The sequence below is a fragment of the Pseudomonas frigoris genome, assembly GCF_047758635.1.
In the GTDB taxonomy this organism is placed as follows: Bacteria; Pseudomonadota; Gammaproteobacteria; order Pseudomonadales; family Pseudomonadaceae; genus Aquipseudomonas; species Aquipseudomonas frigoris.
Genome location: NZ_CP180479.1, coordinates 5,236,861 through 5,249,344, shown reverse-complemented (window position 1 = coordinate 5,249,344; position 12,484 = coordinate 5,236,861). Strand labels below are relative to the sequence as shown.

Genomic DNA, 12,484 nt, shown 5'->3' with positions numbered 1-12,484 from the left:
GGCCATGGCCCAGAGCCGAGCCTCGCGCCTGGCCCCCGTGGTCGAAATGGCCGAAAAGGCCGAGAAAACCGCGGTCCTGCGTCTGGGGCATTTTCAGGGGCAAGTCCGTCTGGCCGAAAGCAAGCTCGCCGACCTCGAAGCCTTTCGTCTCGATTATCAAGAGCAATGGATCGTGCGCGGCAGCAGTGGCGTGTCTGGCCAATGGCTGCTGGGTTATCAAGGCTTCCTGGCGCAACTGGGGACCGCCATCGACCAGCAGCGACAAAGCCTGGTATGGCATCAAAACAACCTGAACAAGGCGCGGGAATCCTGGCAGCAGGCGTTTGCCCGGGTCGAAGGCTTGCGCAAACTGGTGTTGCGCTACATGGATGAGGCACGGCGACTGGAAGACCGGCGCGAGCAAAAGCTGCTGGATGAGTTGTCCCAGCGGTTGCCGCGTCAGGATCCGTATTGAGCGGTGGTTTCGAAAAGATCGCAGCCTTCGGCAGCTCCTACATTGACTGCGTGCAAACCCGGTTCTGTAGGCGCTGCCGCAGGCTGCGATCTTTTGATCTTGCTCCAGCCCCAGCCAAGTGCTAAACCTTGTACACGTACGTTCACCAATGACAAGGAAGCCGTTAAATGCCAGTTGTTACAGAAGTCTCCCAAGATGGGCAAAAGCTGACGATATCGGTCAAGGGACGATTCGATTTCGCCAAGCATCAGGAATTTCGCGAGTCCTACGAAAATCTTCAGCCAAAACCCGAGTCCTTTGAGGTGGATCTGAAAGACGCCACCTACCTCGACAGCTCAGCGCTCGGCATGCTGTTGCTATTGCGTGATCACGCCGGCGGCGAGAATGCCGAGATCACGTTGACCAACGCTAATGCAGATGTGCGCAAGATCCTCGCCATCTCCAACTTCGAACAAATCTTCGACGTGGCGTGACCGCCATGCAGTCCTTGTTCGAACCGCTGACGATCCTGATCGCCGAAGACAGTGCGGCCGATCGCATGCTGCTGTCGACCATCGTTCGTCGCCAGGGGCATGAGGTGCTGACAGCCGCCAACGGTGCCGAAGCCGTTAAAGCGTTTCGCCAGCAACGACCGCAACTGGTGCTCATGGACGCGATGATGCCGGTGATGGACGGTTTCGAGGCGGCGCGGCAGATCAAGGTGTTGGCAGGGGAAACCCTGGTGCCGATCATCTTCCTCACCTCGCTGACCGAAAGCGAAGCGCTGGCCCGCTGTCTGGAGGCCGGGGGCGACGACTTTCTGGCAAAACCCTACAACCAGGTGATCCTCGCCGCCAAGATCAAGGCGATGGACCGCTTGCGGCGGTTGCAGGCCACGGTGTTGCAGCAGCGCGACCAGATCGCCAGGCACCACGAGTACCTGCTCAACGAGCAGCGGGTGGCCAAAGCCGTGTTCGACAAGGTGGCCCACTCCGGCTGCCTGAGTGCACCGAATATTCGCTACCTGCAATCGCCCTATGCGTTGTTCAACGGCGATCTGCTGCTGGCCGCGTTTACCCCGGCCGGCGACATGCACGTGCTGCTTGGCGACTTTACCGGTCATGGTTTGCCGGCCGCGGTCGGTGCCATGCCCCTGGCCGAAGTTTTCTATGGGATGACCGCCAAGGGTTACGGCCTGTCCGAAACCCTGCGCGAGATGAATGCCAAGCTCAAGCGCATCCTGCCGGTGGACATGTTCTGTTGTGCAACGCTGCTGTGCCTGAGTTTTCAGCGACGCTCGGTGGAGGTCTGGAACGGCGGAATGCCGGACGGTTACCTGCACAGCATCGCCAGCGGTGAGCGCACGCCGTTGACGGCTCGGCATTTGCCGCTTGGCGTGCTGAGCCCGCAATCCTTTGATGACCGCACCGAGGTGTTTCCGATGGCGGTCGGGGATCGGGTCTTCCTGTTGTCCGACGGGGTGATCGATACCTGCGATGCCAACGAACAGTTATTTGGCGTGGAGCGATTGCAGCAGGTGTTTGCGGCCAATCGTCAGCCTGATGAGTTGTTCGAAGAGATCGAGCAGGCGTTGCGGGACTTTCGCGGCGAGGCCCGTGATGACGTGAGCATGGTCGAGGTCAGTCTGCTGGAGGCCGCACAACTGAGCCCGCCGGCGCTGGTGTATTCCGACAGTGGTCAGTCCTGCCCGCTGGACTGGTCAGTGAGTTTCGAATTTCGCGCCGCCACGCTCAAACGCTTCAATCCGCTGCCGTATCTTCTGCAATTGCTGCTTGAGGTCCACGGTCTGCGGGCCCAGAGCGGGGCGCTCTACAGTGTTTTGGCTGAACTGTATTCCAATGCCCTGGAGCATGGAGTGCTGGGGCTGGATTCGAGTCTCAAGCGCGATGCCTCGGGTTTCACCCGCTATTATCAACAGCGCAATACACGCCTGGACGCGTTGCAGGACGGCTTCGTGCGGGTGCATTTGCAGGTGACACCCAAGGGCGAGGGCGGGTGCCTGACTGTTCGGGTTGAAGACAGCGGCAAGGGTTTCGATGTAGCGCGGGTGATGGAGCGGCCCGTCGATGGTGTCCGTCTGTCGGGACGTGGCGTCAGTCTGATCCGTCAACTGGGCCACAATGCGAGTTGGTCCGACAATGGTCGAAGTGCCCGCGTGGAGTTTTTCTGGGAGGCTCTGGCATAATCCACGCATTCTTGATCAAGGAGTGAGCAAGTGGCTGACACACACCTGGACCGCGACGTGCTGAACGCGTTGCAAGAGGTCATGGAGGATGAGTATCCGACGTTGCTGGATACCTTTCTCGCCGATTCCGAAGAGCGTTTACGCATCTTGCGAGAGGCTGAAGATGCTGCGCAACTCATGAATGCAGCCCATAGTTTCAAGGGCAGCAGCAGCAACATGGGCGCCATTCGCCTGGCTGAGTTGTGCCATGAGCTGGAGCAGCGCGCCAAGCAAAAAAACCTCGCTGGCATCGAAAAGCTGATCGGGGAAATTGATGACGAATTTGCCATCGTCCGGCCTCTCTATGAGGCGGAGCGTCAGCGTTCTCTCTCTGCCAATGAGACCGTCCGGCGCTTTTAGCGCCTGTCACTCAAACCTGGCGCGACCTTTGCAATAATCTCCGTCAACTGTACCTACGATCCCAGTGCAGCGGAGACCGTTCCATGCCCGTTACCCCCAATATGCTTCTTCAGGCCGCCGCGCAGGCCAAGACTCAAGCCGCTTGCGCCAATACACCGGCGCTGGCCGCTGAGCCTGGGGACAAGGCATCCAGCTTCGCTCAGGTCTACGCCGATCAAGCCCGGAACAAACCCTCTGCGGTGGGTGATGGATCGGCCAAGCCGATACGCGATAAAGCGTCGGACAGCCCCGACAAAAAGGACGTCAGCAACGACACGTCTGCCGCCCCGGAACCTGCGGTTGCCGATAGCGGCAAATCCTTGCCCGCCGATAAGCCGGCGCAGGCTGACGACGAGGCCGCCAGCGATGACGGGTCGGATACTGCGCAGACGCCGGTTGCCGATGCCGCGCCCGTTGACCCGACGCTGGATCCTGCGTTGATGCAGGCAGTACAACCTGCGGTGCCAGCGCCGGTACCGGCAGCTCCGCCCGTTGTAGTCGCCCCACAACCGCAGGTCGAGGTGGCTGTGACGGCGGCAACGACTCCGGTTGTTGCAAGCACTGACACCGATTTCGATCCCGAAGCCGATCCCCTCGACGCACTGCCCGCCGTGCGCATGGCCATGGAGCAGAGCGGGCACGTTTCCGCTTCCAGTCAGGCCCAGCCCAAAGCGGCACCGACCTCGGCCCAGGCCGACGGCGAGTCAACCTCGGCGCAGACCTTCGCCGCCGGCATGGCGAGCATGCTCGATGTGCAAGCCGACAAGGACAGTACCGGCCAGGGCGGCGACAAGGCCTTTGGTGGTCTTATCGATGACGGTCTCAAGGACCTGAAGTCCGCGAGTAGCGATACCCGGGTCGACGATTTCGCCAACCGTCTGGCGGCACTGACCCAGGCGGCCACGCCGAAAACCGCGAACGCATTGCCGGTGAATCAACCGATCGCCATGCATCAGAGCGGCTGGACCGAAGAAGTCGTGAACCGGGTCATGTACCTGTCCAGTACCAATCTCAAGGCCGCCGACATCCAGTTGCAACCGGCCGAACTGGGGCGCCTGGACATTCGGGTGAACATGGTTCCGGATCAGCAGACCCAAGTGACGTTCATGAGCGCCCATCCAAGTGTTCGCGAAGCGCTGGACGGGCAGATGCATCGCTTGCGTGACATGTTTGCGCAGCAGGGCATGGGCCAGGTCGACGTCAACGTGTTCGACCAGTCCCGTGGCTGGCAAGGTCAGGGGCAGGAACAGGCTCAACAGGGTCAAAGCCAGGGTGGACGCACCAACGCCAGCGGTGGTCGCCTCGATTCGATGGACGATGAGCTTCCGGCCAGCATTGCCGAAGTAGCGGCCAGCGCGACCAGCGTGATTGGCTCCAGCGCCGTCGATTATTACGCCTGATAATTTGCGGCGCCCCCTAAAAGATCGCAGCCTTCGGCAGCTCCTACAGGATGTACACATTCCAATGTAGGAGCTGCCGTGGCTGCGATCTTTTGATTTTCGGCCTCAACCAGCCACAGCCCATTTTCCTTCAGACACTTCTGGCATAACACTTGCTCTTGCCTTGCCGTGCGACTGTGAAAACCCGAATAGTGACGGATTATTGGCATGGCGAAGAGCGAAGCAGCAGTAAAAGACCCCGCAACCAAAGGCAAACTCAAGCTGATCATTGTGATCGTGGTGGCCCTGCTGCTGGCGATCGGTTTGTCCGTGGGAGCGACCTGGTTCTTCATGCACAGCGCCCAGAGCAAGCCTGCCGCCGCGGCTGAAACCGCCCCGGTCGGCAAGCAGCCAGCGATTTTCGAGCCCATGGCTCCGGCCTTCGTGGCCAATTACAACCAGAACGGTCGTCAGCGCTACATGCAGGTGAGCATCACCATGCAGGGTCGCGATCAGGCCGATCTGGAAGCGCTCAAAGTCCACATGCCCGTCATCCGCAATAACCTGGTCATGCTGTTCTCCGGGCAGGACTTCGCTACCTTGGCGTCGCCGGTCGGCCAGGAAATGTTGCGTCAGAAAGCCACGGCCAGCGTCCAGGAAGTGGCGCAGAAAGAACTCGGCAAAGTGGTCATCGAACAGTTGCTTTTCACTAATTTCGTACTGCAGTAGGAACACGACATGGCCGTGCAGGACCTGCTGTCCCAGGATGAGATCGATGCGCTGTTGCATGGCGTCGACGATGGTCTGGTACAGACCGATACCGCTGCTGAACCCGGCAGTGTCAAAAGCTACGACCTGACCAGTCAGGATCGCATCGTCCGTGGACGCATGCCGACCCTGGAGATGATCAACGAGCGTTTCGCCCGATACACCCGCATCAGCATGTTCAACATGCTGCGCCGCTCGGCGGACGTTGCCGTCGGTGGCGTGCAGGTGATGAAGTTCGGCGAATACGTGCACTCGCTGTACGTGCCGACCAGCCTCAACCTGGTCAAGATCAAGCCGTTGCGCGGCACCGCGTTGTTCATCCTCGACGCCAAACTGGTGTTCAAACTGGTGGACAACTTCTTCGGCGGCGACGGCCGTCACGCGAAGATCGAAGGGCGTGAATTCACCCCCACTGAACTGCGTGTAGTGCGCATGGTGCTGGAGCAGGCCTTCGTCGATTTGAAGGAAGCCTGGCAGGCGATCATGGAAGTGAACTTCGAGTACATCAACTCGGAAGTGAACCCGGCCATGGCCAATATCGTCGGCCCGAGCGAAGCGATTGTGGTGTCGACCTTCCACATCGAACTCGATGGCGGTGGCGGCGACCTGCACGTGACCATGCCGTACTCGATGATCGAACCTGTACGCGAAATGCTCGACGCCGGCTTCCAGTCGGACCTCGACGATCAGGACGAACGCTGGGTCAACGCCTTGCGTCAGGACGTGCTGGACGTTGACGTACCGATCGGTGCCACGGTTGCCCGTCGCCAGTTGCGCCTGCGGGACATTCTGCACATGCAGCCGGGGGACATTATCCCGGTCGAGATGCCTGAAGAGATGATCATGCGCGCCAACGGCGTGCCTGCGTTCAAGGTCAAGATGGGGTCGCACAAAGGCAACCTCGCGTTGCAAGTGATCGAGCCGATCGAGCGCCGCTGACCGGCGCTCCAAACCCCCTGTGCTTTTAACTGACGGCTCCTGATTGAATGGATGCCCGCCGAGGAAAAATTGATGGCTAACGATATGAACACCCAGGACGACCAGGCGCTGGCCGATGAATGGGCTGCGGCCCTGGAAGAAACCGGCGACGCCGGGCAGGACGATATCGACGCCTTACTGGCCGCCGACGCCGCCAGTTCGCCGTCCAACCGTCTGCCGATGGAAGAGTTCGGCAGCGTGCCGAAAAACAACGAACCGGTCACCCTCGACGGTCCGAACCTGGACGTGATTCTCGATATCCCGGTGTCGATTTCCATGGAAGTCGGCAGCACTGATATCAACATCCGTAACCTGCTGCAGCTTAACCAGGGTTCGGTGATCGAGCTCGATCGTCTGGCCGGTGAGCCGCTGGACGTGCTGGTCAACGGCACGCTCATCGCTCACGGTGAAGTAGTGGTGGTCAACGAGAAGTTCGGCATCCGCCTGACTGACGTGATCAGCCCAAGCGAACGCATCAAGAAGTTGCGCTGAGTGAAAAAGGTTCTGGGTTCTTTGCTGGGGTTGGCGCTGGCCTTGCCGTTCAGCGTTCTGGCTGCCGAGCCGGTGGCGACTGCTGCCACTGCTGCTGCACCCGCAGTCAGCAGCGGTGTGGCGGGGCAATTAACGCAGTTGGTGTTCGGTTTGCTGCTGGTGCTGGGGTTGATCTTCTTCCTCGCCTGGTTACTGCGTCGGGTGCAACAGGCCGGACCAGCCGGCAAGGGGCAGGTGATCGAGCTGATCGGTTCCCGCGCGCTTGGCCCTCGCGACCGATTGATGCTGGTGCAGGTCGGCAACGAGCAGATTCTGCTTGGCTTGAGCCCCGGCACCATCACCGCGTTGCACGTGCTCAAGGAGCCGGTGCAAGTGCCCAGCGGTACTGAAAAAGCGACCCCCGAGTTTGCCCAGCGCCTGATGGAGCTGATGGGCAAGGATCAGAAGGATAAGAAGTAATGGGTGCGCTACGCATCATCTTGACGCTGGCCCTGATGCTGGCCGCGCCACTGGCGTTCGCCGCCGATCCGTTATCGATCCCGGCAATCACCCTGGGCACCAATGCCGCCGGCGCTCAGGAATACTCAGTCAGTCTGCAAATCCTGCTGATCATGACGGCGCTGAGTTTTATCCCGGCGTTCGTCATGCTGATGACCAGTTTCACCCGGATCATCATCGTCTTTTCGATCCTGCGTCAGGCCCTCGGCCTGCAGCAGACACCGTCTAACCAGATCCTCACGGGCATGGCGCTGTTTTTGACCTTGTTCATCATGGCGCCGGTATTCGACCGCGTTAATCAGGATGCCTTGCAGCCGTATCTGGCGGAAAAACTCACCGCTCAAGATGCCGTGGCCAAGGCGCAGGTGCCGATCAAGGATTTCATGCTCGCCCAGACTCGCAGCAGCGATCTGGAGTTGTTCATGCGCTTGTCCAAACGCACTGATATCGCGTCGCCGGATCAGGCGCCGCTGACGATTCTTGTTCCCGCGTTCGTCACCTCCGAGCTGAAAACCGCGTTCCAGATTGGCTTCATGATCTTCATTCCGTTCCTGATCATCGACCTGGTCGTGGCCAGTGTGCTGATGGCCATGGGTATGATGATGCTCTCGCCGCTGATCATTTCCCTGCCATTCAAGATCATGCTGTTCGTGCTGGTGGATGGCTGGGCGTTGATCATCGGTACGCTGGCGAGCAGCTTCGGCGGTGTATCGCCATGACGCCAGAAGTTGCGGTAGACATCTTCCGGGAAGCGCTGTGGCTGACCACCATGATGGTTGCGGTGCTGGTGATTCCGAGTTTGCTCGTGGGCCTGTTGGTGGCGATGTTCCAGGCCGCTACGCAGATCAACGAACAGACGCTGAGCTTCCTGCCGCGCTTGCTGGTGATGCTGGTGACGTTGATCGTCGCCGGTCCGTGGCTGGTGCAGACCTTTATGGAATACATCCTGCAGTTGTACGGCAGTATTCCTCAGGTCATCGGCTAAACCATGTCGCTGCTCCAGCTGACCGATACCCAGATCAGTACCTGGGTGGCGACGTTCATGCTGCCGCTGTTTCGCGTCGGTTCGATGCTGATGGTCATGCCGGTTTTCGGTACGACGCTGGTGCCCAAGCGAGTGCGCCTTTATTTCGCTCTCGCGATCACGGTAGTGATTGCCCCCGGGTTGCCGCCGATGCCGCCGGTCAACGCGCTGGACTTGAGCGGGCTGCTGCTGATTGCCGAGCAGATCCTCGTCGGTGCAGTGCTCGGTTTCTCTTTGCAGCTATTCTTCCAGGCCTTCGTGGTCGCCGGGCAGATCGTCTCCATTCAGATGGGCATGGGCTTCGCTTCGATGGTCGACCCCACCAACGGCGTTTCGGTGGCGGTGATCGGGCAGTTCTTCACCATGCTGGTGACGCTGTTGTTCCTGTCGATGAATGGCCATCTTGTGGTGTTCGAAATCCTCACCGAAAGCTTCACTACGCTGCCGGTCGGTAGCGGGTTGATGGTCAATCATTTCTGGGAGCTGGCCGGCAAGCTCGGCTGGGTCCTTGGTGCCGCGCTGTTGCTGGTGTTGCCGGCGATCACTGCGTTGCTGGTGGTCAACATTGCGTTTGGCATCATGACCCGGGCGGCGCCACAGCTGAACATCTTCTCCATCGGCTTCCCGCTGACCCTGGTGCTCGGGCTGTTCATTGTCTGGGTCGGGCTGGCGGACATCATCAATCAGTATCAACCGCTGGCCTCCGAGGCCTTGCAGTTGTTACGCGAACTGGCACGGGCGCGCTGAGCCATGGCTGAGAGCGAAAGCGGTCAGGACAAAACAGAAGACCCCACGGAGAAGCGCAAAAGGGAATCTCGCGAGAAAGGCGAAATTGCGCGATCCAAAGAGCTCAACACGCTGGCGATCATGTTGGCGGGTTCCGGTGCGCTGTTGATTTTCGGCGGGGCGCTGGCGCAAGACTTGATGGAATTGATGCGGCAGAGTTTCTCCCTGTCGCGTGAAGTCATTCTCGATCAGCGCTCCATGAGCACTTACCTGTTGAGTTCAGGGTTGACAGCCTTGCTGGCGATTCAGCCGATCATGATCACCCTGGTGCTGGCAGCGTTGATCGGGCCGATCTCCCTGGGTGGATGGCTATTCGCGGCGGGTTCCCTGGCACCGAAATTCAGTCGGATGAACCCTGCCGCCGGCCTCAAGCGAATGTTTTCGTTCAAGGCGGTGGCAGAGCTGCTTAAGGCGTTTGCGAAGTTTTTGATCATCCTGGCTGTGGCCCTGATGGTGTTATCGTCAGACATCGATGACCTGATACGCATCGCCCACGAACCGTTGGAGCTGGCCGTCATTCACTGCCTGCAGGTAGTGGGCTGGAGTACGTTATGGATGTCCTGTGGGCTAATCATCATCGCTGCGGTGGACGTGCCGGTGCAGCTCTGGGAAAGCCACAAGAAACTGCTGATGACCAAGCAGGAAATTCGTGACGAGCATAAGGATCAGGAAGGACGACCGGAGGTTAAACAACGGATTCGCCAGCTGCAGCGCGAAATGTCCCAGCGCCGGATGATGGCGGCAATCCCCGACGCCGATGTGGTGATCACCAACCCGACTCACTACGCCGTAGCGCTCAAGTACGATCCGGACAAGGGTGGGGCGCCGATGCTGATCGCCAAGGGCAGCGACTTCCTGGCCTTGAAGATCCGTGAAATCGCTGTGGCCAACGAAGTGCTGCTGCTTGAGTCGCCGGCACTGGCGCGTTCGATTTACTACTCCACCGAGCTTGACCAGGAAATCCCTGGCGGGCTCTACCTTGCCGTCGCCCAGGTGCTCGCTTACGTCTACCAGATCCGCCAGCACCGCGCCGGCAAGGGCAAACGCCCGGATCCGCTCAAAGACGACCTGCCGATTCCGCCGGATTTGCGGCGCGATTCCTGAGAGATTCACTAGCGGGGCCGGCCTCATCGCGAGCAAGCTCGCTCCCACATTTAACCGCGTGCTCAAGTAAACGCCGATCAATGTGGGAGCGAGCTTGCTCGCGATGAGGCCGAACCAGGCACCGCAAATCCCCCGGATAAAACCCTCTGTTTCAATCCCCCGCAAAAGTTGGAAGGCTTCTTGCAGTACCCGCCCTGCGCCTGCTTTCGGCGTCAAAAGTTTGCTTCAAGGGACGGGGAATACCGGTGGATCGCTCTCAGTTACTCAACAGTGCTCGCACAAACGTTGCCGACTTAAGTCGAGGCAATCTGGGTGTGCCATTGTTGCTGCTGGTCATGCTGGCGATGATGATGTTGCCGGTGCCGCCGTTCCTGCTGGACGTGTTCTTCACGTTCAACATCGCGTTGTCGATTGTCGTCTTGCTGGTCTGTGTTTACGCGTTGCGGCCACTGGACTTTGCGGTGTTCCCGACCATTCTGCTGGTGGCGACCCTGTTGCGACTGGCGCTGAACGTGGCCTCCACGCGGGTGGTGATGCTCCACGGCCAGGACGGTCATGCCGCCGCCGGTAAGGTGATCCAGGCCTTCGGCGAGGTGGTGATCGGCGGTAACTACGTGGTCGGTATCGTCGTCTTCGCGATTTTGATGATCATCAACTTTGTCGTGGTGACCAAGGGTGCCGGGCGGATTTCCGAGGTGAGCGCGCGTTTCACCCTCGATGCGATGCCCGGTAAACAAATGGCCATCGACGCTGACTTGAACGCCGGCCTGATCGATCAGAACCAGGCCAAGCTGCGCCGGATGGAAGTGGCACAGGAAGCCGAGTTCTACGGTTCCATGGACGGTGCCAGCAAGTTCGTTCGCGGTGACGCCATTGCCGGTCTGCTGATTCTGTTCATCAACCTGATCGGCGGCATGGCGGTCGGTATCTTCCAGCACGGCATGACCTTCGGCGATGCCGGTCGGGTGTACGCCTTGTTGACCATCGGTGACGGTTTGGTGGCGCAATTGCCATCACTGCTTTTATCTACAGCTGCAGCGATTATGGTGACCCGTGCTTCCGGTTCGGAAGACATGGGCAAGCAGATCAATCGTCAGATGTTCGCCTCGCCCAAAGCATTGGCCGTGGCGGCGGGTTTGATGGCAGTGATGGGCCTCGTGCCGGGCATGCCGCACTTTTCCTTTCTCAGCATGGCAGCCCTGGCGGCCGGCGGCGCGTACCTGTTCTGGAAGAAGCAGAACGTGGTCAAGGTTCAGGCCCTGCAAGAGGTCAAGCGTCAACAGGAGCTGCTGCCATCGCCGGCCCGCGCTCAGGAAACCAAGGAGCTTGGCTGGGATGACGTCACTCCGATCGACATGATCGGCCTGGAAGTCGGCTACCGGCTGATTCCGCTGGTGGACCGCAATCAGGGTGGTCAGTTGCTGGCGCGGATCAAAGGTGTGCGCAAGAAGTTGTCCCAGGACCTGGGCTTCCTGATGCCGACCGTGCATATCCGTGACAACCTCGACCTGGCGCCGAGTGCCTATCGCCTGACCCTGATGGGGGTGATCCTCGCTGAGGCGGAGATTTACCCGGACCGCGAACTGGCGATCAACCCGGGGCAGGTCTACGGTACGCTCAATGGCATTACCGCCAAAGATCCGGCTTTCGGTCTGGAGGCGGTCTGGATCGAAATCAGCCAGCGTGCCCAGGCACAATCCCTCGGTTACACCGTGGTCGATGCCAGTACGGTAGTGGCAACCCACTTGAACCAGATTTTGTACAAGCACTCGAGCGAGTTGATCGGTCACGAAGAAGTGCAGCAACTCATGCAATTGTTGGCCAAAAGCTCACCAAAACTGGCCGAAGAGCTGGTGCCTGGTGTGGTGTCTCTGTCTCAGTTGCTCAAAGTATTGCAGGCATTGCTAGCCGAACAGGTGCCAGTACGGGACATTCGCAGCATTGCCGAAGCCATCGCAAACAATGCCAGCAAGAGTCAAGATACTGCCGCGCTGGTGGCCGCGGTGCGCGTCGGCGTATCCCGCGCAATCGTCCAAAGCATTGTAGGGACTGACTCCGAGCTACCAGTGATCACCCTGGAGCCAAGGTTGGAACAAATATTGCTCAATAGTCTTCAGAAGGCAGGACAAGGCTCGGAAGAGGGTGTTCTGCTGGAGCCAAGCATGGCTGAGAAACTGCAACGCTCGTTGATCGATGCGGCGCAGCGTCAGGAAATGCAAGGTCAACCGGTGATTCTGCTGGTAGCCGGTCCGGTTCGCGCGATGCTGTCGCGATTCGGCCGATTGGCAGTCCCGGGTTTGCATGTGTTGGCTTACCAGGAAATTCCTGACAACAAGCAAGTGACCATCGTTGCGACAGTAGGGCCCAACGGCTGAGGT

14 protein-coding genes are annotated in these 12,484 nt (G+C 59.6%); all 14 read left to right on the top strand.

Translation table 11 applies throughout. From position 1 onward, the window contains the following. Positions 1 to 4 precede the first annotated feature (4 nt). The 14 genes from fliJ (at position 5) to flhA (ending at position 12,481) form a co-directional block, all read left to right on the top strand. The gene (fliJ, locus tag ACMXYH_RS24130) at positions 5 to 454 is read left to right on the top strand and encodes a flagellar export protein FliJ (protein ID WP_033055981.1); all 450 of its coding nucleotides are present in this window, start codon (positions 5 to 7) and stop codon (positions 452 to 454) included. Positions 455 to 621: 167 nt separating this feature from the next. Continuing rightward, positions 622 to 927 carry an STAS domain-containing protein gene (locus tag ACMXYH_RS24125; protein ID WP_008151067.1) on the top strand — a complete coding sequence of 102 codons (306 nt, stop codon included), beginning with the start codon at positions 622 to 624 and terminating at the stop codon, positions 925 to 927. A 5-nt stretch (positions 928 to 932) separates the two neighbouring features. Beyond that, positions 933 to 2,639 (top strand): ATP-binding SpoIIE family protein phosphatase, encoded by a 1,707-nt coding sequence (locus ACMXYH_RS24120; RefSeq protein WP_415765175.1) that lies wholly within the window; start codon positions 933 to 935, stop codon positions 2,637 to 2,639. A gap of 30 nt (positions 2,640 to 2,669) precedes the next feature. After that, entirely contained in the window at positions 2,670 to 3,038 is a 369-nt protein-coding gene (locus tag ACMXYH_RS24115; RefSeq protein WP_129442181.1) for an Hpt domain-containing protein, read from the top strand. An 83-nt stretch (positions 3,039 to 3,121) separates the two neighbouring features. Further along, complete coding sequence (locus ACMXYH_RS24110; RefSeq protein ID WP_415765174.1) at positions 3,122 to 4,477, top strand: flagellar hook-length control protein FliK; 1,356 nt, start codon at positions 3,122 to 3,124, stop codon at positions 4,475 to 4,477. A 207-nt stretch (positions 4,478 to 4,684) separates the two neighbouring features. Continuing rightward, the gene (gene fliL, locus ACMXYH_RS24105; RefSeq protein WP_129442185.1) at positions 4,685 to 5,185 is read left to right on the top strand and encodes a flagellar basal body-associated protein FliL; all 501 of its coding nucleotides are present in this window, start codon (positions 4,685 to 4,687) and stop codon (positions 5,183 to 5,185) included. A 9-nt stretch (positions 5,186 to 5,194) separates the two neighbouring features. Continuing rightward, positions 5,195 to 6,163 carry a flagellar motor switch protein FliM gene (gene fliM / locus ACMXYH_RS24100; RefSeq protein ID WP_008024584.1) on the top strand — a complete coding sequence of 323 codons (969 nt, stop codon included), beginning with the start codon at positions 5,195 to 5,197 and terminating at the stop codon, positions 6,161 to 6,163. Positions 6,164 to 6,214: 51 nt separating this feature from the next. Further along, positions 6,215 to 6,694: a flagellar motor switch protein FliN gene (gene fliN, locus ACMXYH_RS24095; RefSeq protein ID WP_371927111.1), complete on the top strand. Its 480-nt coding sequence runs from the start codon at positions 6,215 to 6,217 to the stop codon at positions 6,692 to 6,694. Then, positions 6,695 to 7,153, top strand: coding sequence for a flagellar biosynthetic protein FliO (gene fliO, locus ACMXYH_RS24090; protein ID WP_415765173.1), 459 nt, complete (start codon positions 6,695 to 6,697; stop codon positions 7,151 to 7,153). Beyond that, a complete protein-coding gene (fliP, locus tag ACMXYH_RS24085; RefSeq protein WP_134421387.1) occupies positions 7,153 to 7,911 on the top strand; it encodes a flagellar type III secretion system pore protein FliP in 759 nt (252 codons plus the stop codon). Before fliO ends, fliP begins: the two co-directional genes overlap by 1 nt. Next, positions 7,908 to 8,177, top strand: a complete 270-nt coding sequence (gene fliQ / locus ACMXYH_RS24080) for a flagellar biosynthesis protein FliQ (protein WP_007948918.1) — start codon at positions 7,908 to 7,910, stop codon at positions 8,175 to 8,177. The genes fliP and fliQ overlap by 4 nt, the downstream gene beginning before the upstream one ends. 3 nt (positions 8,178 to 8,180) lie before the next feature. After that, complete coding sequence (gene fliR, locus ACMXYH_RS24075) at positions 8,181 to 8,963, top strand: flagellar biosynthetic protein FliR (RefSeq protein WP_129442193.1); 783 nt, start codon at positions 8,181 to 8,183, stop codon at positions 8,961 to 8,963. Between the two features lie 3 nt (positions 8,964 to 8,966). Next, entirely contained in the window at positions 8,967 to 10,106 is a 1,140-nt protein-coding gene (gene flhB / locus ACMXYH_RS24070; protein ID WP_415765172.1) for a flagellar biosynthesis protein FlhB, read from the top strand. 245 nt (positions 10,107 to 10,351) lie between these two features. Next, positions 10,352 to 12,481 (top strand): flagellar biosynthesis protein FlhA, encoded by a 2,130-nt coding sequence (gene flhA / locus ACMXYH_RS24065; RefSeq protein ID WP_033053491.1) that lies wholly within the window; start codon positions 10,352 to 10,354, stop codon positions 12,479 to 12,481. The last annotated feature ends 3 nt before the right edge of the window (positions 12,482 to 12,484 follow it).